This window comes from Lutimonas sp. (genome assembly GCF_051011215.1).
GTDB lineage: Bacteria > Bacteroidota > Bacteroidia > Flavobacteriales > Flavobacteriaceae > Lutimonas.
The window spans coordinates 1-24,124 of sequence record NZ_JBPCUJ010000048.1; the positions used below are offsets into that span (position 1 = coordinate 1).

At 37.2% G+C, this 24,124-nt stretch carries 19 protein-coding genes; 7 read left to right on the forward strand and 12 right to left on the reverse strand.

Translation table 11 applies throughout. From position 1 onward, the window contains the following. The coding region (locus ACR2MV_RS04835) for a sulfatase-like hydrolase/transferase (RefSeq protein WP_434020771.1) at positions 1-454 on the reverse strand (454 nt) is incomplete at its 3' end. A 226-nt stretch (positions 455-680) separates the two neighbouring features. Here ACR2MV_RS04835 and ACR2MV_RS04840 point away from each other — a divergent pair. Continuing rightward, a complete protein-coding gene (locus tag ACR2MV_RS04840) occupies positions 681-1,205 on the forward strand; it encodes a hypothetical protein (protein WP_434020772.1) in 525 nt (174 codons plus the stop codon). Between the two features lie 15 nt (positions 1,206-1,220). Here ACR2MV_RS04840 and ACR2MV_RS04845 read toward each other — a convergent pair whose 3' ends face one another. Both ACR2MV_RS04845 and ACR2MV_RS04850 read right to left on the reverse strand, forming a co-directional pair. Beyond that, a complete protein-coding gene (locus ACR2MV_RS04845; RefSeq protein WP_434020773.1) occupies positions 1,221-1,544 on the reverse strand; it encodes a DUF3817 domain-containing protein in 324 nt (107 codons plus the stop codon). 130 nt (positions 1,545-1,674) lie between these two features. Further along, positions 1,675-2,613 (reverse strand): DUF6624 domain-containing protein, encoded by a 939-nt coding sequence (locus ACR2MV_RS04850; RefSeq protein WP_434020774.1) that lies wholly within the window; start codon positions 2,611-2,613, stop codon positions 1,675-1,677. A 459-nt stretch (positions 2,614-3,072) separates the two neighbouring features. On the opposite strand from ACR2MV_RS04850, the gene ACR2MV_RS04855 reads away from it, so the two are divergent. From ACR2MV_RS04855 to ACR2MV_RS04865, 3 genes are all read left to right on the forward strand, one after another. Then, positions 3,073-3,873, forward strand: coding sequence for a universal stress protein (locus ACR2MV_RS04855; RefSeq protein ID WP_434020775.1), 801 nt, complete (start codon positions 3,073-3,075; stop codon positions 3,871-3,873). A gap of 323 nt (positions 3,874-4,196) precedes the next feature. Further along, on the forward strand, positions 4,197-5,006 hold the full coding sequence (locus ACR2MV_RS04860) for a carboxypeptidase-like regulatory domain-containing protein (RefSeq protein WP_434020776.1): 810 nt from the start codon (positions 4,197-4,199) through the stop codon (positions 5,004-5,006). 249 nt (positions 5,007-5,255) lie between these two features. Continuing rightward, a complete protein-coding gene (locus ACR2MV_RS04865) occupies positions 5,256-6,221 on the forward strand; it encodes an alpha/beta fold hydrolase (RefSeq protein WP_434020777.1) in 966 nt (321 codons plus the stop codon). A gap of 83 nt (positions 6,222-6,304) precedes the next feature. Here ACR2MV_RS04865 and ACR2MV_RS04870 read toward each other — a convergent pair whose 3' ends face one another. Then, entirely contained in the window at positions 6,305-8,668 is a 2,364-nt protein-coding gene (locus ACR2MV_RS04870) for a TonB-dependent receptor domain-containing protein (RefSeq protein ID WP_434020778.1), read from the reverse strand. Positions 8,669-8,886: 218 nt separating this feature from the next. Here ACR2MV_RS04870 and ACR2MV_RS04875 point away from each other — a divergent pair, with 218 nt between their 5' ends. Then, entirely contained in the window at positions 8,887-9,906 is a 1,020-nt protein-coding gene (locus tag ACR2MV_RS04875; RefSeq protein ID WP_434020779.1) for a sensor histidine kinase, read from the forward strand. After that, the gene (locus ACR2MV_RS04880) at positions 9,906-10,604 is read left to right on the forward strand and encodes a LytR/AlgR family response regulator transcription factor (protein WP_434020780.1); all 699 of its coding nucleotides are present in this window, start codon (positions 9,906-9,908) and stop codon (positions 10,602-10,604) included. Before ACR2MV_RS04875 ends, ACR2MV_RS04880 begins: the two co-directional genes overlap by 1 nt. Positions 10,605-10,613: 9 nt before the next feature. Here the strand turns inward: ACR2MV_RS04880 and ACR2MV_RS04885 are convergent, their stop codons facing one another. The 7 genes from ACR2MV_RS04885 to ACR2MV_RS04915 all read right to left on the reverse strand — a co-directional run bounded on the left by ACR2MV_RS04885 (position 10,614) and on the right by ACR2MV_RS04915 (position 22,209). After that, entirely contained in the window at positions 10,614-12,869 is a 2,256-nt protein-coding gene (locus ACR2MV_RS04885; protein ID WP_434020781.1) for a CocE/NonD family hydrolase, read from the reverse strand. A 5-nt stretch (positions 12,870-12,874) separates the two neighbouring features. Then, a complete protein-coding gene (locus ACR2MV_RS04890; RefSeq protein WP_434020782.1) occupies positions 12,875-13,510 on the reverse strand; it encodes a hypothetical protein in 636 nt (211 codons plus the stop codon). Between the two features lie 99 nt (positions 13,511-13,609). After that, on the reverse strand, positions 13,610-14,797 hold the full coding sequence (locus tag ACR2MV_RS04895; RefSeq protein ID WP_434020783.1) for an alpha/beta hydrolase-fold protein: 1,188 nt from the start codon (positions 14,795-14,797) through the stop codon (positions 13,610-13,612). 11 nt (positions 14,798-14,808) lie between these two features. Then, positions 14,809-15,528, reverse strand: a complete 720-nt coding sequence (locus ACR2MV_RS04900) for a LytR/AlgR family response regulator transcription factor (RefSeq protein ID WP_434020784.1) — start codon at positions 15,526-15,528, stop codon at positions 14,809-14,811. Then, positions 15,525-16,598 carry a sensor histidine kinase gene (locus ACR2MV_RS04905; protein ID WP_434020785.1) on the reverse strand — a complete coding sequence of 358 codons (1,074 nt, stop codon included), beginning with the start codon at positions 16,596-16,598 and terminating at the stop codon, positions 15,525-15,527. Before ACR2MV_RS04905 ends, ACR2MV_RS04900 begins: the two co-directional genes overlap by 4 nt. A 162-nt stretch (positions 16,599-16,760) precedes the next feature. Next, complete coding sequence (locus tag ACR2MV_RS04910) at positions 16,761-20,954, reverse strand: phosphodiester glycosidase family protein (RefSeq protein WP_434020786.1); 4,194 nt, start codon at positions 20,952-20,954, stop codon at positions 16,761-16,763. Positions 20,955-20,964: 10 nt separating this feature from the next. After that, positions 20,965-22,209, reverse strand: coding sequence for a glycosyltransferase (locus ACR2MV_RS04915; protein WP_434020787.1), 1,245 nt, complete (start codon positions 22,207-22,209; stop codon positions 20,965-20,967). A gap of 423 nt (positions 22,210-22,632) precedes the next feature. Here ACR2MV_RS04915 and ACR2MV_RS04920 point away from each other — a divergent pair, with 423 nt between their 5' ends. Beyond that, a complete protein-coding gene (locus tag ACR2MV_RS04920) occupies positions 22,633-23,487 on the forward strand; it encodes a pyruvate, water dikinase regulatory protein (RefSeq protein WP_434020788.1) in 855 nt (284 codons plus the stop codon). 71 nt (positions 23,488-23,558) lie between these two features. Here ACR2MV_RS04920 and ACR2MV_RS04925 read toward each other — a convergent pair. Further along, positions 23,559-24,124, reverse strand: a 566-nt coding sequence (locus ACR2MV_RS04925; protein WP_434020789.1) for a sugar phosphate isomerase/epimerase family protein, incomplete at its 5' end; no start/stop codon positions are given.

Below are 24,124 nucleotides of genomic sequence, written 5' to 3' on the forward strand. Positions count from 1 at the left end.
CATGTGCTATAGGCATCGCATATTCTTCTTCTCCCAGGTGCCATTTACCTGAGAAGTATGTTTTATATCCTGCTTTCTTTAAAACAGAAGCCAGCGTCCATTCTCCTGCAGGAAGTCCACCTCCTTGGCCTTGAAAAGCAACAGTGGTCATTCCACTCCTATTAGGGATTCGACCTGTTTGCATGGCTGCTCTACCCGGCGTACAACTGGGTTGACCATAAAAGGACCAGAACTGCATTCCTTCCTTACCCATTTGATCGATATTTGGTGTTGCCATCCCTCTTCCTTCACCTCCTCCGTATATTCCAGGATCACCCCAACCGGTATCATCCGAAATAATCATAATGATATTCGGCTTTTCACGATTTTTTTTGGAATCTTTTTGGGCTTGTGCAAAATTGAAACAAGTCATCGATAGAATGACAAGCATCATTTGAAGTAATTTAGTTTTCATGTTGGTTAGTTTTTTAGTCTTCTAAAAATACGAAATTTTTTAACAAAAAAATTTCAAATTACTCAAAAAACCCACTTCATTTTAACAAAACCAATAACCGTCAACTCATTATTACTTCTCTTTTGTTTTTTTTAAAACAACTTTATTCTACTCCTAATCATCGAAATACCCCTTAAAATGTATCACAGAAATCAGAAAATCCCTACATTTGGTTGCTAGTTTACCTATGAAAAATTTAGATCCTCTTTTTCTCGTACTGATCATGCTTATTTCTTTTCAATCAGCAAAGGCACAGTCAAAATCAAAATCTATTGATCCAACAGAGCTTGAAGTTCTAAAAAAGGTCGTAACGTCTGATTCAATACCCACCGTTTATTTTAAAACAATCGTCACCGATTTGAATCAACCCCTTTCCAGACAACTGTTTTATTTAAGTGAATTTGATCTTTGTAATTCTTTGGTGAATTTGGATTCTGTAAAACTAAGAGATGACGAGCGACGATATATCGTGGATCGGTTTAGCAACATGGAATCACAGAACATTAATAAACTCATTCGCGATCCTAAAAATTTTTCCCTGAAACAACTCCAGGGACATAATTGGTTTCAGATTTCTATGCCGGTTGTATTCAGGGATGGGAAGTTTGCGATTTATTATTCCAAAGGAGCTTATAGCGGTCAGTTTATTTTGATGAAAAATATTGATGGCTACTGGAGAGATGTATGTTATTCCTCTGTCTGGAGTGAATAAAGATCTGGATAAAAACTACCTCTCGTCAGAGGCCGAAACTTCCTTTAAGGCTTCTTTTTTAAGAATTTTATGATCTACAATAAAAGTCGCAAAAGGGAACAATGAGGCTGCTAAACAAATTAAGGTTTTCTTCAGATCCCACTTGTGCTTTAAGGCATAATATCCTACCCAAATACTGTATAATATGAATAATAAGCCATGAATACTTCCTACAATTTTATTGGGCATCCCCATGTCGTATCCATATTTAAGAATCACGGTTGGGAACAACAATAGATAGGAAATCCCTTCGAGAATTGCAAGGATACGCAGCTGACCAAGAACTGTAAATAGATTCATCTAATTCATCTTTTAATTCTGATTCCATGACTCATTTAACGGTCACAAAACAGGGGCAAAGATGAAATAATTCTTGATCATTTTAGGTATTCTATTAACTAAATATTTCAAAACCATTCTTTCAACTGTCTTATTTCGCCTTGTTATTTTCTTGTAAAACCTCCCAGTCTATGTCAAATCTGTTTTTCAAATACGGTGCCAGCGGACCCAACCCGATTTCAGCCCTTCTTTGATCTACATATTGGGGATCCTTTACGGGCTGTATCTTCCTTGTATTATGTTCAATTCTTATTTGTGTCCCATACAATTGTTCTTTCCCCTCTTCAATAAGCAATCGGTCTTGCATTTTGGCATATCTCAGCGGTTGCGCCTCTCCTTTTTTGAACGCCTCCTCTAACATCGGGAAATACCTTGATCGCATTTCATAGGTACCATGATTAATGATCAAAGCAGCTCCTGCCGCAGCATATTCTGTAACCTGAGAGGCTGTTGGCCACCCATATTTATCCAATAATTCAATAATTCTGTTTTTGTTTTCTTGCATATTTTTCTCCTCCAGTGCCAGTAAGGGAAATATGGCCGGGGTAGAAAAATACCCACCATTCTCCATGTATTTCCTTCTTTCAATGTTTCCGGCATACATGAAACCCTGGTCTTTTATGATCATTTCAAATAGTTCCTTCGCAAAAGTTTTGTTTGTGATAGCTCCGTTTCTCATCTCATACTTTCTGATCTGATCATCTTCTATGACTTTCCACCTGGGATCATTAATCAAGCTTAAAAATTGTGGATCATAAAGAGGCTTTAAGGTTGAATCTTTTCTAACAGCATAGTTTAAAAAATAAAATGCCGTATCTCTCATTTTCGAAGTCCAAAGAAGCGCTGCAGTTGAAGCTATTTTATACGATATCTCCTCGGATCCATTTTGCATAAATGAGGAGCCATATTTCATTAATGCCGGCATCAAAAGCCCTTGCTCTTTTAAACTATCTGCCTCTTTTTCCAATTGTTGCCCAAAAGTGGTTTGGAGCATGATCACTGCAATGCAACATGTCATTATTTTTTTCATTGTTCTGGTTTTAAATCCATCACAATAGTACGGTCAATTAGTTCGTAAAAAATTAGAAATCGACGAAATACCGATTTTGAATTGGATTTAACATTATCGACCCATCCTTTGAAATAAAAAATTAATTCATAGACTCTTAAAACATAGCATCGACGCGTCAGGTATTATTTTAAAACAATTACCAGATTGATGTTGCCTGTATGTATGATTCAGCTTCAAATCAAATGACTGCAAAACACTCCCAGGATGATTCTTTAAAAAAAATAGATCCTTGATATCAATGAGTATCATGAAAAATTCAATTTAAATGAAAGATCTAAATAGCCACTTTTTTTATCAAAAATTGACTGAAGTCAATATAAATCTTGTCTAAAATCATTGAAATAAGATATTTATACCCTTAACTTATGAAAATCAACCTACTCAAATACGAATTTGATTACATCTAAATTTTAAGTCATGATTAGAATTCTGGTTCCCGTAGATTTTTCCACCACTTCATCTAATGCCTTGCAATATGCTATCCAGCTTTTTGGAATGAAAGCATTGGAAATTACACTGCTGCATGCATTTAGTTCAAACCCGACGATCATGTCTATGAAAAACATCGACCGTGTGATTTTGAAGGACTCTAAGCAATCCATGGAGAGACTCCTTAAAAAATTCCAAAAAGGATTTCCCAATGTCAATTTTAAGACTAAAATTCTCAGTGATCATGCTGTTTCATGTATTACTTCACTGGGAAATAGCGGCGAATATAATTATATAATTATGGGTACCAAAGGTGCAAGCGGACTAAAAGAAGTCTTTTTAGGAAGTGTTGCCGGTGGGGTAATATCAAAAACATCGGCTCCTGTATTGGTAGTTCCCGAAACACATCTTTTTCATGATTTAGATGAAATTGTCCTTGCACTGGGCGATACCATATTATCGGGTGAGAAAGTTATACAGCCATTACGTGAATTAGCTCAGTTACAAAAGAGCAGGATTAAAGTCTTACATATATCTGAATCTGATACAGATACCATTGAGCAATCTCTGGAAGCTATTAAAGATTTAAACCCTTCTATTGAATATGCCTTTGGCACAGGCGATACCAACCAGGATCTTCACGATTATATTAGAGAGAATGATTCAAAACTTATCTGTCTTATAAGAGGCCATAAAGGCTTTTTTAACAGGCTATTCAAAGAAAGTGTCACTTTAAAACAAACCTTTGAAAGTTCCGTACCATTGCTAATTTTGCACGACTTAAACTAAAACACAAGGTATTCTTTGTTTCTTTCCCAAACACCTCAGTTACAAATGGAGTCGCTTGTTTGCGACGTTTCCAAACTAAAGGAGAAATACTTTACTCACATGTTTTAAGATCGCCCTTCTTGGCATATCGCCTTTGTTCAGCAAGGTGAATTCTGCAGATAAACTATGTTCTTTTTCGACTTTATCTGTTCATTGTTGGTCTTAAAACATGCAGAATAGATAAAAAAGTGGTAACTTATTCTAAGTTTTTAAAAAAAAGATTCGTTGAAATCTGCAACAAATTGCCCATTATAAAACATGAATTCAAAGTAAAACGTTCAATTATGAGATTAATCCTATCAATCCTATTGTTAAGCACCAGTTTCTTTGTAATGTCACAAGATATTAAAAGAGAAGAAATTATTGGGAAAATCATTGTGGAAGGAAGTGATATAGAAGGTATAACGGTTTATAATTCATCGTCTCAGAAAGGTTCGGTAACCGACGCCAATGGGCAATTCATCATCGCTGTTGCCTTGAACGACATGTTGGAATTTCGGGCTTTAGAATATCAAAGTATTGATGTAACGGTCAATAAAGCGGTCTTAGAATCAAATAGGATGAGTGTTTATTTAATTGAAAAGATGAATATCCTTGACGAAGTAGTCATCCCAAAGAAAGAACTTTCCGGGAACCTTGTAACTGATGCCAATAAATTAACAACCTTCAATCCCAAACTTGATGCCTTCTATTTCAGCATCAGTTACGATGAAATTTCCGGCCTAGGTGATGATGGCGAAAGCCAAATAGATTATTTAGACAGAAATGAACAGGGTAAAACCATGGTGAATGGGTTAAATGTGGTCAATGTGGTAGATCAACTCTTAATACCTCTATTCAGATCTGAAGTTCCCAATAAAGAAGAAGCCGGGGTTCCTGAAGTACCAGCAGAAAACATTAAATACTATCTTGGATCTGATTATTTGGTTGAAAACTTTAGCATCCCTGAACATCGAGTTGAAGAGTTTATCAGATACGTTGAAGATGATACCTTTGATTTTGAATTATTAAATTATGGACATGAGTTAGAATTTCTTGAACTTCTCAGTCGCAAAAGTACCCTGTTCTTAAATGAACAAAAGAACTTCCAATAGGAAGTTGAAATCGATACATTTCTTTCACTATTTTATGGTAATAGTCATTTTGAAAAAAATATTTGTATTCATTCGTTTTCTTGAATCATTTTAATCACTGGAAATACATTTTTTATTTTGAACCTGAATCGGATCAATACTATTAATCACCGCGTTCTTAGCCATAATCTGTACAATTCCTTTAATTTCCTATGAATTTTGATTAAATTTATGCTAAACCCGTTATTCTAATAATTAACTGTTATGAGCATGAATGAATCCATTTCAAAAATCAATTTATACGACAAACTAAATGCCTCTGTATTGGGAGTAGTCACTCCCGAAATATCAAAGCTCAATGCCTTACGTAAAAAAAACGGGTATAGTGAAAAACCAACTTTTGAAAAACCTTTTCCAATGCCTTTTGAATACATTTCAATAAATGGAATTCAAATTCGAATCGCTAAGTCACTTATTGACGAAAAGAAACCAACCGTTGTACTGTTATCCCCTTTTCCACACAGTATTATGGCTTTTGCTCCTATTTGGGAAATTTTAAAAGATCAATTCAACCTCTATGCCTATGATCTGCCTGGATTTGGGAGAAGTGATACCAGCCCCACATTTATGAATTTTAAATTTCAAGGTGACTTTTTAAACGATTTTATAGCTCATTTTAAGATCGAAAATGCGCATTTAGTAGGCCCCGATGTAGGTATGCCCACTGTTCTATACTATGTGGGCGTATTTAAGAACAAGGTGAAGTCTATCATGGTCGGAGACGGACCGGCCATCGCACCATCATCGAATGCCAGTGTTATCAGAAAAATGGTGGGATCAGGTTTTTGGCGATCAATATTTAAAGTTGCCGGAAACGGGGCCCTTGTAGAGGCAGGAAAACGCATCTGTTATGTGAATTATGTCCCGAACGAGTATGAAATGTCTGATTATAAAAAAGCGTATAGCGGAAAAGTATCGGACACTATGAAATGGTTTAAAGATTATCCAAAAAGTTTAGCTCAGGTAGACCCTTTGCTGGAAAAAATAACGACGCCAACTAAAATATTTTGGGGAAATGACGATGCGATCTTATTAAAAGATAATGGAGAAAGATTGAATGAGCGCATGCCAAACAGTGAGCTACAGATATTTGAAAATTGCGGACATTTTTCATACCAGGATCGCTACATTGAATTTGCTGACATGGTGAAACAATGGGTTGGGAAGCATCCATAAAATAGATTCATACTATTCCTTACGAAAATTTCGTAGCAGTATGAAAGCTCCAAAATTAGCTGTAAAACCTTCACCTTAATATCCTATCGTCTTCTTCCCGAATAGGTCATTGCTTCGCCTTTTCCGAAACCGTAACTCAGACCGAGCGTTACAAAACGACCTCTGGCACTATTACTGTAGACATAAAAATCCTCCCCATAGGTCATGATCTCTCTATTTCTCGAAGCAAACACATCCCTCACGCTTAAATTCAGTACAAGTTTTCCTTTCGATATTTTTTTCCGTAATCCCATATCTGCAAAGGTCACAGCTGATACTTCACCTTGAATGTTTTGAAAGGAAGATTGATGATTGCCAATTATCTCCAGTTCAAATTGGGCAGGTAATTTAAACTTCCCTGTCAATCTTGAAGTAGATTGATCCCCAGTAAAATCAAAAGATTGATCCTCAAAATCTCCCAATCGTTTGAAATAGCCGTAATTAAAGTCCCCATTCAACGTAAACCAATTGATCGGACTGTACTTGAAATTCACCTCAAATCCAATTCTTTGATTGGTTCCCACATTTTCAGGTGTTGTGATACTTACATTATCCTCAAAAGTAGTCACACGCTCAATAACATCGGTTGTATAGATATAATAGGTGCCGGCATTTAAAGAAAGTTTTTCAAATACCAGAATACTGGTCAGCTCGAATGAATCTGTATATTCAGGTTGCAAATAGGGATTCCCTTTTCGTATCACGAAATCATTTCTAATGTTGAAAAATGGATTCAGGTCCCATAATCGCGGGCGGTAAATCCTTGATGAATAACCCAGTTGAAATGAGGTCACATCCGATAATTTATACGAAATATGAGCACTTGGAAACAAATCTGTATAATATTGACTGTTGCGTTCATCGGTATCCGTAAGATAGGTCTGAAGGCTGGTGTTCTCCAATCGCAGACCTCCCTTAAATCCCCATACATCACCTTCGTAAGACAGGGTTCCGTAGATACCAAAAACCTTTTGATCAAATTCAAAGTTATTGGTAAGGTTTGGATCTGTGACCCATTCGCCATCAATCAGATCCCGGACGGTATAGTCGTTCCCTACATCACTTATAAAATACTGAGATCCCAGTTCCATAGTCATGCGCTCAGAAAAGGGTTTGGTATAATCCAGTTTAAAAATATATTCAGCTTGTTGAAACTCGGTCTCTGTTTGCTGATCATTAAAATCCTGATCCCCTTCAATAGGTGTTACGACGAACTCTGAAGCCTGGTCCTTTCCAAAAAACCTTCCTTGGGTGCTGAACAATAACAAATGCTCTTTTGAGTCTTCAAATTCTTTTTTATACTGCAGGTCAAACTGCCATTTTGGATTTGTTGCCTCCGTCGTTTCTTCTCGCTTCCAGGATGACACCAATTCTCCTGAACTATCAAAATACTCAAAATAGGTTTCTGAAGGCTGGTCTTCAATCTCATAGGCATAATTTCCTGAGAGGGTAATCACATTGAGCTCATTGACATAGTAATCACTTCCCAAAATGATATTGTAAAAGTTTTCATTGCGATAGGCCGTCCCCTCACTATTCACAATAGTGTTATTATCCAGGTCCTGGTTGCTGTTCTCACTTTCCCTTGGCAAGGATCTATAGCCGACACCGAGTTGCGTAAACAGGTTAAATTTCTCGGTTCTGCGATTCAAACTAAAACCGATACTGTGGTTATCCGGAATACCCGTATTCAAGGTTACAGATCCGTTCATCCCTGTTTTATCATCCTTTTTCAAGACAATATTCAATATCCCTGACGTTCCTTCCGCATCGTACTTTGCGGATGGGTTTGTAATGACTTCTATTCTTTCGATCATTTCCGCTGTTATAGAACTCAAGGTATTGGCAGGATCATCGGCCAGAATAGACGGCTTTCCATCAATGAGTATTTGTACTCCTGAACTACCTCTTAAACTGATATCTCCTTCTATACTGACGCTCACAGAAGGAACATTATTCAGTAGTTCCAAAGCCCCCATCCCTGTTGAACTTAAATCTTTACCCACATTAAATACCCTGCGATCAAGTTTGAATTCAGTAGAAGACTTTTCCGCCCGAAGCTCAACCTCTTCAAGCACTGTATTGACCTTTTCAAGGCCAATAATGCCCAGGTCAACCATACCACCCTTCACCTCAAAATCAGAAATGGCAAGTGATTTAAAGCCAATAAAACTTACCTCTACTGTAAAATTTGTCGCTTTTACGTCTAAGGTAAAATTCCCTTCTTCATCAGTGGTTGTACCTGTAATGTTTTGATTATTCTCTGATTGCTGTATTAAGACTGTGGCAAAAGGAACAGCCTCTTGGCTGCTCTTTTCAACAACCTTACCACTAATGGTGATCGTATTGCTTTGAGCCAATAACGGGTTCGTTATCGCTACAAATAGAATCAGAATCAGGTATCTCATGGACTTCATTTCCTTTATGAATAATAATCATGCAAAGAAATTCAAATATCATGGGTATAAAAAAACAATTCCGTGAACGACAGAATTCATCTTGTCAATGACTTTAAATTGTTTTAGGAGCTAAAAAATCCGTTAACCGGTGAAAATATGTCGTTGGCGGATTTAATTCTAAAACACTGAACAATTTGTATTTATATTTGTCATACAATGCTTTCTAAATGATGAATCTACAATACAAATGGTCAAAAGAACTGCTGTTCCAATTGATTCTTATCGTCATTGTTTTCTTATTTTATTCCTTTGACAAAAATGATCCCTTGATTGAAGGACATGAGATCGCTTTTTTCCTGACCTATGTTGCCGCTGCTATGGTGGTGAATTACGTCCTGCTTGATCGTTTTTTGTACAAAAAAAATTATGTGGCTTTCTTTTTTTGGTTTGCCGTCCTAATATCCATTGTAATCCTACTCGAAGAAGGGGTTCTTGAACAGATTTACTATCCCGATACACGAGGTAAACATGTCCCGAACATCTTTTTTAACCTGCTCGATGTGCTGCCTCCCATTATTATTCTTTCCGGCTTTAAATTTGCCTGGGATGCCGTCATCAAGCAAAAAGAATTGGACGAGGTTAAATTACAGGCCCAGGAAGGGGAGCTTCAACTGCTTAAATCTCAGATAAACCCACATTTTTTGTTCAATAACATGAACAATCTTTATGCCCATGCCATCGAAAATTCAAGTAAAACACCTGAGATTATTTTGGCCTTATCAGACTTTCTAAGGTATACGCTTTATGAATGTAAAGCCCGATACGTGAGCATCAACAAGGAGATTGAACAACTGGAGAATTTTATTCAACTGAATGAAATGCACATGGAGGGAAGAGGGAGCGTCTCTTTCTCTTCTGATATCAAAGGAAAGACTTTTCAAATAGCGCCCTTACTTCTGATGGTATTTATTGAAAATGCTTTTAAGCACAGTACGTCCAGCCAGTCGGAAAACATAGAAATAGCTATTCGCCTGAGCGTTGACAATGCGGGCCTACTTGTTTTTGAATGTAGCAATTCATTCCAGGAGCAATCAAATACGGACAACCTCTCGAAAGGCATTGGCTTGAAAAATGTCAAAAAAAGACTTAAATTACTCTATCCCAAACAGCATTCACTGGAAATCAGCAGTAAAAAAGAACTGTTCGAGGTATGCTTGGAAATTCAGTTAAACCAAATAACGCCGTGATGAATTGCATCATTATAGAAGATCAGGCACCTGCTCAGCGTATTCTAAAAAGGTATATTGAAGACCTGGGTTCTTTGGAATTGCTCGCTACTTTTTCTGATCCTATTCAGGCAATGTCCTTCTTGAAATCGGCTGCTGTAGACCTTATTTTTTTAGACATTCACCTTCCAAAATTATCAGGTATTGACTTTTTAAAATCAATTTCAAATCCACCAAAGGTGATCCTAACTACAGCCTTTCCTGATTATGCCTTGGAAAGTTATGATCTGGACGTTGTCGATTACCTTCTAAAACCATTTTCTTTTCAACGGTTTGTAAAGGCTGTTTCTAAATTATCGATGCATGGTCAAGTTGCAAAGGACAAGAATCCATCAAATTTAAAAACCTCAAAATCGCTGTTTTTAAAATCAGGACATGAGCATATTAAAATTGATATTGATCAAATCTCTCACATCAATTCCGACGCCGATTACACGGATGTATACTATGGTGACAAGAAATACATCTCCTCAGAATCTTTAAAATACTGGGAGGACACCTTATCGGAATACGGTTTTATCCGAGTCCATAAATCGCATATCGTCAATTTAAGCATGGTTGTCAAAATTGCAAAAAATCAAATTTACCTGCAGACCAAGGCCACGGTACCTATTGGACGTACTTTTAAGAAGATTTTGGATGAGCGCTATCTGAGTTAAAAAGAGTTGTTACTTTTCATTCCATATCGGCAGGGTAATCTTGCTTCGACTATCAATTATTAACTGTAACGGAAGGGTGGCATCTCGGATAGATTCACTACTCACATCACCTCCTGTTCCATAATTAATCTGTCCATAGGAGTTTTTATTCCCATTGATCACCACGACGATCCTGGAGTTTTTTGAAATTTTCTTAGCGCTTATTCTTGTATTATCAAATTTAATAGTCGTTAGCTTATTCGGGATCAATAGTTCTCTTTGCTCCCTGTATTTAGCAAAACTCGCCCTTCCTATATAAAAACTCAATTGAAAATACCTGCCTTCCGAGGTGCGTTCGTAAAGGACAACAGAATAATCAAAATCTTTTTTATTGCTTTCTACCAGTAATTCCCCTGTAAAGGAACCATTCAAGATCATTTCTTTTTGAATCGGCTCGCTGATAAACACCAGTCCATCATCTAAGTTGATACTGTCCTTAATGATGGGCCAGGGATAGTAATTGGTATTATTCATTGTGGATCGATCCGCCAGGTTTACTTCTAATTGTACAGTTCCTTTTGCAGGCTGGTCATGCAGCAAGGTATAATGACCTGCCGACTTTTCATTCCCTAAATAAAAATCAAGCGACGCATTAGTCATGGCAGATAATGAAGGTTTATGCATCCAGGTATTGGCTCCCATCACCTGAAAGTTGACCTTGTCTTTGAGCAGGGCTGGTTTTCTCTTTCCTTTCAGGATATGGTCAAACCACTCATAAGCCAGGCCATGTCTAATATTCAGATGTGCTACTTCATCAATTTGATAACCTCTTAAATTCGTACCTGAGCGACTCTGTGCACTCCAATGATCATAGGGGCCAATAAGTAAGTAATGTTCCGCATCAGGCTTGTATTCTAAATGCTCTTGATAATAATACATGGCACCCCGCTGTGAGTCATCATAATAGCCGGTGATACTCAAAATAGGGATATCAATATGACTAAACTCCTCCTTATATGGGATCATTTTCTGCCAATAGTTGTCATAAGAAGGGTGGCTGATCCATTCTTGAAACAAAGGCCTGGAAATCCCTTCAATACTATCCATTTTTCTGAAGGCCGCGCCAGAAGCAAACCAAGTATGTTCGAGGTCATTCCATCGTTGCCGATCAAAATTGGCCGCTTTATCCAATAACTTGTTATTAGTAGCATAAGGAATCCATTTATAAGGGAAATTATAAAAGATATTGTTTTCCATAGGATAATCAATTCCTGGAGCTATAGAAACCATTGGCACTATAGTCTTTAACGCTGGATGTACTTTTTCTTTCATAGAGGCCCATTGAGAAAAACCATCATAACTACCACCATACATACCTACTTTGGCGTTACTCCACTTCTGCTTGCTAATCCAGTCTATGGCCGCATACACATCTTTAAACTCATGTTTGAACGGATCAATAGCATCCTTACTTTGTCTTTTCCCTCTGGAGTTCACCACTACTCCGGCATAGCCTTTTGAGGCTGCCAAAATAGCAAGTTTCTCATTCGATTCTTCTACATAAATGGTGAAATCCAAAACGGCAGGCATGGGGTCTGAATTTCTTTTTCGAGCTGTAATTACAGATAATTCAGCACCATCTCTGGGTGATACGATGAGCGCCTCTTTTATAATATACCTTCTGTTCTCATCGCTTTTTATTTCTTTTTGAACAATAGGTTCAGTCAGGGAATAAACATGATACAAAAAATAAGATTTTAAAAGAGCCTTCGCCTGATCCAAATTAACAGAGGTGTCAGGAATGGAATTGTAATTTGTCTTAAAACTATTAGTATACTGGGCGACAGCATCATAAGTGATGAAAACAATGTCGGCTGAATAGGCTTGCGCATCATTACAATGCTTCAAATAAATACTAAACCCAGATTGATATTCCTCCTCAAATGTACGGCCAGATACCAATTGGGCCATTTTTGCATTTGAAAATAAATCATATGGCATATATGCCGGGTGCCCATTGTTCATTGATGAATTTTCTCTGAGCGATTCAATGGTCTCGATTGCCGCTTGATAATCGCCAGCCAATATTTGAATCATATAACGATCATATAATTCAATTTCATGACCTCCTTTCTGACTGAGTTGCAAATAATCTTGTGCCAGGTTTTGAATATTGATAGTCAAGGCTGCTGTGTCTGACAAAGCAGCCTTTTCAATTTGTAGTTCCTGACCAACCATTGACAAGTTAATCAGTGCTATAATTAGCAACTCAAATAATTGTTTCATCTTTTTTATTCTTCTTTTTTATAGTCATATAATTCGAGCATATAGGAACCGTAACCATCATTTTGAGCTTTTTTGATATTCACTTTTAATTCCGGTGCATACCAATACACTTCATGGAAATCTGAACTTCCTCCAATCGAATTAGTAATGGTTCCTTTGTATTCAATTTTGAAAGCCATAAATCTTCCCGCAAGTACGAACTCTTCTTCATATGACACGACTTCAACGTCCATACTTGTTTTCATTGGCGTACCTTCAGAGTTTTTCCAGTCACTCTCGTATTTCCACTTTTTACCAACCTTTAACGGCCAGCTTCTATAAGGAGTGCTGCTTTGTTCCTGGTTTAAAGTATTTGAAATCAAAATAGTATCCTTACCATTCCAAAACCCTAAACTGCCCTTAAATGCGACTACCTCTTGTAATTCTTTTCCTTCCCATCTGATTCTTCCTTCCGCTACGCTTTTCTCTAACCATACCCATTTCTCGCCTTTTTTATAGGATTCTAATGTGGGTTCTGAAGTTGCAGGTGCTGAACTTATAATTTCAGAAATTACAGGATCAGTAGTTGTGGTTGTAGATTCCTTCTTACAGGCATTCAATGCTATGAATGCGAGAATGGCTAAAATTGTATAATTTTTCATTTTATTACTGTTTATTTTAATTCTTTTTTGATTGTTCTTATCCATTTTCAAACTCCTAAAAGCTTAAATCAAGTTGTTCTCTCTTAAAATTCATTCGGATTATTCAGTTTGTAATTTGCCTATCATCTGTTTGGCATTCTCATTATTCGGGTCTAGTTTTATAGATTTTTTATAATGCCGAAGAGCATTTTCTCTATCATCCATCACCATATATACCTCTCCTAAACTGTCATAGGCATTTGAAGACTCTGGATAATTTGTGGTGTTCAAGGTAAAAAATGCCAGGGCCTTACTATAATTCTCCTCTCTGAGGTGGTCATACCCTATTGAGTTGATGTCATTTTCCGGAGGTAAAAACGCCCCATTGTAATTTGTTTTATAATACGATTCAATCTCATCTATAGAATTGTTACTCATGTTTTTCATTCTAAGTCCCTTGTAGATGAACTGCATCCCATGATACAAACTCATCAATGCTACGGTCCAGTGATTCTCTTCTTTAAAATATGCAAGTTCAATATTTTCAGGAGAAACCCCTTTGTTTTTTACAGTTGTATTAAACAGTTCATGGGCATTGACATTTGCTTTATAAACACCTGGAATTCTGTCAAAATTCTCAAATTTATCAGCCGTAGATACATAGATTCTCTTGTTTTGTATCTGCCCAATATCTATGTTGTCTATTTGCTTTACCACATATTGATCGTCCCACCAAAAACTTGGATCCATTGAAATAAATGCATTACATGACGTTTTTTCTGACAGATAAGCCGATCCTACTAACAAGCCACCATGAGAAATTCCCACCATTATTTTAAAGGAATTGCTTCTGTAATTTGCTTCAACCTGGGGCAATAACTCTTCTTCAATAAAATCTAAAAAGGCTGCGCTGCCACCACTTGTTTTTTGATTTTCTGCAGCACTCGACCCATTTAAGTTTGTCAAATAATTGGTAGGAGTATAATCTCTTACTCTATCAACATTTGTAATGGCAACAATGATCATTTCGGGTATCTGACCACCTTGAACCATCTGTTTCAGAATTCCTGAATGAGAATGGTAGGTCACTTCTCCGTCTAGTAAAACCAAGACAGGATACTCTTTTGAACTTGTTGCATAGGATTCAGGAAGTTCAAGAATATAAGTTCGTTCTTCATCTAAAATTTTTGATGCTATGGTATGGCTGGTTCCTATTACAAATGCTGAGGCGTTTTGTGCAACAGCCTGAAATTGAAATATGATGATAAACACCAGGGACAAGGCAAATATGTTAGCGGTTCTTTTCATTTTTTACTTAATTATAAACTATTCCAGTTTTTAAATTTGGCAGACTGACGGCTCGAAACCTCTAAAGATTCTCCTGAGCTTAACGTGATCTGCAGTTTGCCATTAAAATGCGGATGAATTTCTTGAATGTATTGTGTATTAATAATTTGACTCCTGTTGATTCTAAAAAAAATCGCAGGATCTAACTTTTCCTGTAAAACATTCAACGAGCGCTTGATCATGGCCTTTTCATCATTAAAAAACAAGCGTGCATAATTATCCATGGATTGAATAAGTCTTATATCCGATAAGGGGATAAAATGACACTGTTCTCCGTCTTTAATGAATATCTTATAGTGCATGGGTAAAGGGTCTTTCTTTACTTCATTTTTTGAAAATCCTGCTTTTATCTTTTCAATGGTTATTGAAAAACGTTCTTCTCGCAAAGGTTTGACCAGATAATCCAAGGCATTTACTTCAAAGGCCTGGACAGCATATTTGTCATAGGCAGTTGTAAATACTACCTCAGGAACCATGGTCAATTCTTCCAGGAGATCAAAGCCCGTTTTTTCCGGCATATGGATATCCAAGAATATCAGATCCGGATGTTCTTTCTCTATCAAATCAATGGCCTCGTCTACATTGGATGCTTCTCCAAGCACCATAAATTCAGGGTAATTTGACAGGGCTCTTTTCACTTCCTCACGAGCCAGGCGCTCATCATCTATAATTATGGTTTTGTAGCTATTCATTTTATACACATTGGAATTTGAATGGTTGCTGTTACCTGATCTTTGCTTTCATTTTTCAAAATGAGACTGGCCTCCCCATTATACTGAATTAATAATCTTTTCGATAAGTTTTGTAAACCAATGCCATTGTCTGAACCTTTTTCAAGAATTTTTCCGGGGTTCTGAACCTTAATTTCCAAAAGTTCCTTTTTCTGTTGAATCGATAAAACAATGGTTCCTCCCTGGATGCGTTTATCGATACCATGCTTAATAGCATTTTCTACCAACAACTGTATGCTCAATGGAGGAATTTGATGATTATTCAACGATTCATCCATATGTACAGTCATATTCAGACGTTCCTCAAAACGTACCTTCTCCAGCTCGATATAATCGTTCACCAAGCCTAATTCATCCTTAATTGTAATTAATGCAGCGTCTTTTTCATACAGAGAACTACGGAGAATATCAGACAATAGATCTATGGCCCTTCTTGCTGTTTTAGGATCTTCGATCACTAAAGACTTAATAGAGTTTAAAGAATTGAACAAAAAATGCGGGTTTAATTGTACCGCCAAATTATCCAACTGTGCTTGTTTTGCAATAATGGAAAGTTCGGCATTTTGTCTTGCTGTATCAATTTCTCTTTGATAGAAATGGTATAAATGATAGGCTAAAATCCAAATTGCCATCAATCGTAATCCTGTAATCAAAACTGGATCCCAATAGGTCAGCGATTCCGATAAAGAAAGACCATTTCCTCCTGCCCATTTCCATTCCCCTATCCATTCCCAATAAAAATAAAATTTTAGATTTACTAAAAACGCATATAACACTGCCATTGCAATGATCGAAGGTACAATTCTTACAAACAACTCGCGTAAACTAAGCGAGTTCCAGTTTAATTTTATGGCAATGAATCTATAGCCATGGGTTAATAAGATTCCTATTGAAATATCAAGTACATAATTAAGCAAAGTAAAAAAATACCCGTAATCGTCTCGACTGAAAACCACATATGCCCAGTAAATAGAAACTGTACCCCATCCCAAAAGTTGGCACCTCCAATATAGAGAGATGTATTTATTCATTGATATGTGCTTTGATTCGCTCATTGATACTGCAAAGTAAAGCTATCCTCGGTAAACTAAAAAAGGAAAGTACAGGAGCGTTGCTATAAGCAAGTGAACGTAAAGAAATGGGTGCAATCAAATCTTTTAACTTCTACGGGAGATTCGTTTTTGCGGATTGATTCATTCTTCGATCCATCCCATTATGGTATTTGCAACAAACCTTGGTTCAGGTGGCAAGGCATAAATATCTTTTTCATAATTCTTATTATAGGGTGATATGTTCATCACTTTTCCACCCACCACTAAGGTACTGCTTCCTCCCGGATCGAATCCCATAGCTTTGTGCATACCATATTTCAACAGAATATCTGTCATATCAAAATGCGTAGCTCCCACCGATTCCCGAATTCTTCCATTGACCATCAATACCATGAGTTTTCCTTCTTTGGTTATCCCAACGGCTATTTTTGGTCCGCGCATGTCTGTAAAATCCAATCTGGCCGCCTGAGTTCTGATCGAATTTTGAGTTTTCCATCCTTCTTCTTCCATGTCGAGCACCTGTTCTCCATTATCGATCAACAAGGGGCCTGCCTCAATGGCATACATCACTTCTTTCCAATAATACGGATTTGTCTCAGGCTCTTTTAGGTTTATTTCTATGGCCTTATCAACCTCAAAAAACTCACTTTTAAAGAGTTTCTCAGGAACAGACAGTGTAATTCCAACCGGTTTCATTTGAACTTTTTCACCAACCTTTGTCCTTATAATTTGCTTTACCGTATTCCCTGCTACACGTATAATTACATTCCCATTCCCTTCGATAAATTCATCCGGGTATGACAGGTCATAATAACAAGGTTGAGAATCGCTATGACAATTGTAATTGGAGCCAGAAAAATCAAGTCTGCTACCTTTTACGCTAAGTAAAAAACCGGCCCTGCTATTGACTTTTCTAATATCCACTTTTCCATTTTTATAAATAATAAATGCCGGTTTGTTAAAAAGGGGCGGACAAAAGACTTTTTTATTCATTATCAGGAGTCCAAGCGGCGATCCGATATACGTTTCTGGTAAGCCTAATTTTCCAACCAACTCTGGATTTAAAATATAACCTCCATTCCAAGCGAGTTCAATCGGGTTTTTATTACCGCTTTTCTTTTGATACTCCTTTACAAGTGATGGAACATTTTTTGGTTTCTTTTGAGCAATGTGTGCAGCAAATTTCCAGTTGTGCTGTTTTGTATCAATTTCGGCCAGCACACCACTCCATGGAAGGCCATCTTTATAGACCCCTCCTGCAAAGGAGGACCTGACTTTGTCACGTTTCTTACCGCTTGTCAATTGTGCCTCTAGATTTGCCAAAAGATCCGCCAAAGGTGTCCCGTTGTCAATGGCATCCTTTGAAATAATCCCTAACAATTTTTCTTCTCCCATCTGATTCTTTAAGGTTTCAAATAATGGGCTCTTCATTAATCCCTCAAAATCTTTAGCGGTTTGAACAGGTGTTGGATAGGCAAGCGTTGTTCGTACCCCGGCAGGAACAAACTGAATAAATCCACTATTCTTTGGTATGCCCATTATTCTGGCTGTCATCTCATGAAGGACTTTACCGATATGGAAATGATCGATTTCTATAATATCAGTCATCATAGCAGCGTTCTCTCCATTCGTAATTATAAAACCATCAGACTCTTTGATCTCTCGCAATATTTTGATAGCCCTGGCACCCATTTGAGGAAAATGTACACCTTCTGACCATTGTTTGGTCTCTACAATCATAACAACATTTGCTTTATACAATAAACCTAATTCAGGTTCTATGCCGCTTTCCAAATACTCTCTGATATTTGCACTTGAAAACCATTTGGTAACTCTGGGCTCATGGATGAAAATGTAGACCTTTTTCAGATCCTTACCTCTTTGTTCAAGAACAGCGGCTGTTAGCTCTTCTTCTATGCTAAGTTTCAGCTGTGCTCGAATAGGTTGCAACACAAAATACTCCAATTCATGTTTGATATAACGACCTGGAAAATATCCTTTAGGAACATTATTTTTCAATTTTCTGGTGAGCATCTTCCTGTTATCTATGCCTAAAAAATCACTGTTTGTCAATTGAAACAAGGCCAATTCCCAATCTGCAAAAAACTGTGGGGCCAAAGTCAGATCGGCAAGATTTCTGGGTTTAAAAACATCATGGTAAATCATATTGACCAATCCTGATAATTCCTGAAGTGTAAAGGCTTGATAGGCATATGATTTTTTATTTCTATGACGATAGGAAAGTGCATGGTCATGTCGTATCGCTATTTCGCCGTCTACATACTTAAAAATATCATCTATGGCATTGTAATAGGTATGGATGATTTCTAAATCAGTATGCACCAAGTCAGGAATGTCATTCTCCATCATTCTCGCATAACGCATAACCATTCCCTTGGTAAGCTGTTCTTCAACTCTGAAAAAACTCGGATCGATCAACGATTTTAAATAAATCATAAACGATAATCTGCCATATCCAGGTAAATAATGTCTGGTCTTTCTATTCAAAATGGCATCGAGATCATCATTAGAGAAATTCACAAGTTTATGATATCCCTGGAAAAGGTGAACTATCCGTGGGTCAACATCTGTTGAATTGGATGCTAGTTGTAAATGCAGTCTTGTAAGAACATACGTAATATTGTCCTGCAAAGATTCAAGACTAAAGCGCTTGTTAATAACGTTTCTATTATGGGTAACATCTATCATCCTGTTTTGAGGATAAAACACATGGTCACAAATTTTTTCAACCAAACGCTTGGGAATTTTAGAGCCTTTAAACTCCAACACATTCAATCTCATGGATTCATCCAATTGACGCCCAATCACTTCATCATACACCTCTCTGGGCTCGTATTGTCTGCAAAAAATGGGGGTTCCGCAAGCTGCGGCTTCTATAATTGGCAGCCCTCTTCCCTCCGTTTGACTCGGCAAAAGAATCAAGGAGGCAACATCGTATAACTGCTCGATGTCCAATGGCTTTTTATATCTTTTTTTGAACTCATTCTTATCGAACTCACTAAATAAGAAGCCCAGCAACACCTTTGATCTGAATTCTTTAGGAAGATCATTCAGGAAATTCTTAAAATCCTTTTTGAGATCATGATAATAATCTTGCTGTCCATGAGGTATGGGTCCTGACACTATTAAAGACAGGGTTAATTGAGGGTTTGTCAGAAACTTTTCACAAAATGTATCATAGGTAAATAAGCGTTTGATCAACTTAAAATTTAACTCTATTGACTTTCTGCTGATCACCCTTGTGGGCTGCAAGAAAACGATGTTATTATTGACAAAATCAAACTTTTTAATGGTTTTGTAGCCCAACAAAATCGGCTTTAAAGATCGTTTACTATCTGTATGTCTTGCCGCCGTATGTACTGTAATGGTGTCCTTTCGATTCGCAAAAATGGTAGAGACCTGCATAAAAGCCTTGATGATGCCTCGCTTGCTCATCTGATGCATTTTTGTATCCACTGCTGTGCCAATCAAAGCAACATTTGCCGGATTGTGCCCGTTGATATCAATAAGGTGATTTTGCTGGATCTTGTTAATATTGACATTCATCCAGGACCGGCTCTCCCAAGGATAAACCGTTTCAATCAAAGAAAAGAATTCTCCAACATGTGCATTGTGAAAAAAGAAATCTCTTGGCCCTTTTTTCAATCCTTTGCTTTTAATATCAACTTCCCTATTGCCACCTTCCCAGTAAAAATCATGGTTATTATTGATCACAGGAAGACCTAAATATTCTGAAATCAGCACCGTAGCCAAAGCCAATGACACGTTCCCCGGATTAGAACATACATTGATCAGGTAAAGCAGTGAAATGTCATTTTCTTCAATATAACGCCCCAACGCTTCGACCAATACCAAAACTTCCCTCCAGAATTTGCCAATGAGTTCATTATAGGAGTCACTCCCCCTTTCCATTTTTATTTTAAAAAAGTCTTTGTACAGTGGCCAGGCATCAAAAGCCTCCATTTGTGGAATTACCTTTTTAAAAGCATCTTTTGGTATCAGCTCATCTGCCTCTTCCTTAATCTCTCCCGCGATAAAATGAATTGGAATATCGGGATATATTCTTTTAAAGATTTTCGCATATTTTTCAGTCTCAACCGTGATTCCATCAATCGTAAAATAAAAAGTCACAAAAGCAACTCCTCCTTTTTCGAGATGTTGATCGAAAGCCGCCTTATCTCCCTTAAAAGAAGCATGAGGCTTCTTTTCCTTAAAACTATCCAGAAATAGTCCCAGATCGAACCATGTATTTATTTGCTCCTTTCTTAAGCCTTTTAATACTTCATCAATTTTCATTGTTTTATTCTCAATCATTCTGCCAGTATTAAAAAGTGAATAATTCATTCAATTTATCCTCCAGTACCTCATAAGAAAAATACTTCTTTCCAATTTCAAAATTGTAGGCTCCTATTTCCCGACACCGTACTGGATCATAAATAATGTCAGCCATTTGCTGTACTTTGTCATTGGTCAAATTACTGTCCTCTATCATCACAGTATCAAATCCTTTGTTGCCGATGTCCTGCATATAAACAGGCTTGTAGTTATTTACGAAAATGGGTTTTTTTGCCAAAACAGCTTCAACAAAGGCATTGCCAAAACCTTCATAAGTACTAAAGTAGGTACAGGCCCTTCCATGCGCATACACATCGGATAGATCCTTGTGATCCAACACTTTGTGAGATGCAAAAATAATTTGTCTAGATAAGTTTAAATCGTGGATCTGATCGATCAATTCATTATAATACTCCTTGTTTTCATCATCGTTATTGTTTCCTGTGATGACCAGTTTCAATTTTTTATCATGTAGCTTTTCTATCAATGAAATCGCAGTCTCAATCCCTTTACGCCTTACAATCCTCGTTACCTGTAATAGGCCTATTTCATCTTTTTTCACCCCGACATCTTTTAGAAAAAATTGATTTTCCTCCGTCGGAACTCCATACACCTTGTTAAAATCCATCACATTTGGAACCAGCAAGGCATCTATACCAAACCTGTTTTTAAAAGTCTCTACGCCAAAAGTATTGATCACTGCATGTTTTACACCTGGAAGCAATAGGGGGAAGTTATCATCAACATAAGAATTCACCTCAGGATGAACCGATAAATAACGCTCCCCTCTCTCCCAGTGAAAATCATGATCATGGGTAACGATGGGCAATCCGGTTCGTTGAATAAGTTTTTTGATGGCAACTCCCATCGACAGTTGACAAGGCAAGGCAGATGCATTTTCCGACAGCAATACTTCAATCTTTTTATTATGGATCCATTCAAGCATTCTTTTTTCGATCATTTCGGACCACCGTTCAACATGATCAAGTAAAATTCCAGGATCTTTATCCGGTTCAAAGAATGCTTTACGCTGTTCCCATTCGGCTTCTGCCGAAAAAAAAGACAAGGCAGGGAAAAGTGTATGGTGTTCATAATCCATCTGCCATGATTCAAATTCTCCGGACAAAATAAACACTTCATGTCCCAGCTTTTTTAATATGTCAATCCACTTTTCGGTTTCAAGAGCGACACCATCAACACCTCCAATTCTGCCAATTATAATACCTATTCTCATATCTTTATTTAAGGGTTCGAATCCCTTAAAGATACATTATTACAACGATTATAGGCCATTTTCAACCCTTGGAAGGATGGAATTATCAGTTCAAAAAATTTCGCTATTCGCAAATTGGAAATGTTGAAATTTAAACCTCCTAAATTGATAAAATGATAACTGCGTGAAACTCATTTTGTTTTTAACGGCAGGCATTTCTCCGTTTTCAAATATTTTTTTTGTCCGAAAATTTGATAAAAACCAATGGTGGCATCCTTAGAATATTCAAAAGAATTGCCCATCGATTTAACTCATTCTGAAAAACCACCATTATTCACTATTGATCACATATTAAAACGACCAGATATCGATAAAATAACATTCATTTTTTATTGAAATTGATGCATCTATCGTTAAATTTGTTCCTACCTAAACTTCAAACCAATGAAGGACCAAATCAATGATGTCATATCCATTTTTGTGGTTTCAGGTGGTAAAGGTGTAACCGGCCATACCATCGTCCAGACATTAATCATTCAATATCCCGAAAACAAACTAAACGTTAAGTTAATTCCTGATGTGCGCACGGAAGAAAGGATCATTGAGGTCATTAAAATAGTGAAAAAGGCTAATGGGATCCTTACCCATACCATGGTCAACTCTGAGATGCGAAACTTTCTGATCGAAGCCTGCAAAAAGGAACAAGTTAAACAGGCTGATCTGATGGGAGGTCTTGCCAATATTATAGAAAGTGATTTCGGACTGGAATCGGTCAATACTCCGGGGCTTTATCATAGAATAAATGCTCAGTACTACAAGAGAATTGAAGCCATGGAATATACCCTTCATCACGATGACGGGCTCAACGCTCAAAATCTTAAAAAAGCAGATATCGTAGTTACCGGTGTTTCCAGATGTGGAAAAACCCCCTTAAGTGTCTATATGTCAATGTTCGGATGGAAGGTTGCCAATGTACCTCTTGTAAAAGGTATCGATCCTCCAAAGGAGTTATTTGAGATTGATAAAAATCGAGTTTTTGGTTTGCATATTAATTTGTCTCATTTGGTCGTTCAGCGTCAGAAGAGGTTGCATGGCATGGGGGATTTATCCAATATGAATTATGTCGATTCAAAATCGGTAGGTCAGGAACTTCAGTATGCCAAATTTCTATTTAAAAGAGGTGGTTTCACGCAAATAAACATCTCTAACAAGGCCATTGAATCGACTGCCAATGAGATTATTGGCTTCATTATTGACAGATTTGGAGAGGAAAATCAACACACTCTTGATCCATATTAAAATCATTGTTGAAAATTCTCCAGCGCGATTTATTTGTTTGAATCAAAAAATTGAAGTGCTCATTTATACACCTAGAGCTTCGCTAAATATTCAGCACTTGGTTCAAATTTTTCTGGTGACATTTCAACAAATACATTTTGTACTCCACCAATCTTGGCAGCTTCGAAAAAGTCTTGCCAATCAACATCACCGGCACCTATAGGAACTTGAGATTTTTTCTCACTGGACCAATCTGCCAGGTGGGCAGAAATAAATCGGCCAGGATACTTACGAAAATAATCAGCAGCTTTAAATCCAATATCCACGACTGCTACCTGAAACTGCATTTTCACCAGATCAGGATCCAGCACTTTTAGCATTTCATCATAAATCAGTTCATCCCCTCTTTTTTCAAATTCCATATGATGGTTATGGAAAGCCATTTGTATGCCTTCAGATTTGGTCTTTTCGGCTATCCGGTTCAGTTCCTCACAGGATTTTCTGTAATCATCTACCGAAGCATCTTTCGGCAACCAAAATGCTGCCAAGGGCATTTGCCTGATCCCCATCTGATGGGTCCATTCTATGGTTTTTCCAAAATCATCTCGTAATTCATTGAGATTATAATGCGAACTCGAACATTGTAATCCCTGATCCT

Bases quoted from the DNA above. Each gene is read 5' to 3' on its own strand.
- ACR2MV_RS04840 (WP_434020772.1), top strand. From the start codon at position 681: ATGAAAAATTTAGATCCTCTTTTTCTCGTACTGATCATGCTTATTTCT.
- ACR2MV_RS04845 (WP_434020773.1), bottom strand. From the start codon at position 1,544: ATGAATCTATTTACAGTTCTTGGTCAGCTGCGTATCCTTGCAATTCTC.
- ACR2MV_RS04850 (WP_434020774.1), bottom strand. From the start codon at position 2,613: ATGAAAAAAATAATGACATGTTGCATTGCAGTGATCATGCTCCAAACC.
- ACR2MV_RS04855 (WP_434020775.1), top strand. From the start codon at position 3,073: ATGATTAGAATTCTGGTTCCCGTAGATTTTTCCACCACTTCATCTAAT.
- ACR2MV_RS04860 (WP_434020776.1), top strand. From the start codon at position 4,197: ATGAGATTAATCCTATCAATCCTATTGTTAAGCACCAGTTTCTTTGTA.
- ACR2MV_RS04865 (WP_434020777.1), top strand. From the start codon at position 5,256: ATGAATGAATCCATTTCAAAAATCAATTTATACGACAAACTAAATGCC.
- ACR2MV_RS04870 (WP_434020778.1), bottom strand. From the start codon at position 8,668: ATGAGATACCTGATTCTGATTCTATTTGTAGCGATAACGAACCCGTTA.
- ACR2MV_RS04875 (WP_434020779.1), top strand. From the start codon at position 8,887: ATGATGAATCTACAATACAAATGGTCAAAAGAACTGCTGTTCCAATTG.
- ACR2MV_RS04880 (WP_434020780.1), top strand. From the start codon at position 9,906: ATGAATTGCATCATTATAGAAGATCAGGCACCTGCTCAGCGTATTCTA.
- ACR2MV_RS04885 (WP_434020781.1), bottom strand. From the start codon at position 12,869: ATGAAACAATTATTTGAGTTGCTAATTATAGCACTGATTAACTTGTCA.
- ACR2MV_RS04890 (WP_434020782.1), bottom strand. From the start codon at position 13,510: ATGAAAAATTATACAATTTTAGCCATTCTCGCATTCATAGCATTGAAT.
- ACR2MV_RS04895 (WP_434020783.1), bottom strand. From the start codon at position 14,797: ATGAAAAGAACCGCTAACATATTTGCCTTGTCCCTGGTGTTTATCATC.
- ACR2MV_RS04900 (WP_434020784.1), bottom strand. From the start codon at position 15,528: ATGAATAGCTACAAAACCATAATTATAGATGATGAGCGCCTGGCTCGT.
- ACR2MV_RS04905 (WP_434020785.1), bottom strand. From the start codon at position 16,598: ATGAATAAATACATCTCTCTATATTGGAGGTGCCAACTTTTGGGATGG.
- ACR2MV_RS04910 (WP_434020786.1), bottom strand. From the start codon at position 20,954: ATGATTGAGAATAAAACAATGAAAATTGATGAAGTATTAAAAGGCTTA.
- ACR2MV_RS04915 (WP_434020787.1), bottom strand. From the start codon at position 22,209: ATGAGAATAGGTATTATAATTGGCAGAATTGGAGGTGTTGATGGTGTC.
- ACR2MV_RS04920 (WP_434020788.1), top strand. From the start codon at position 22,633: ATGAAGGACCAAATCAATGATGTCATATCCATTTTTGTGGTTTCAGGT.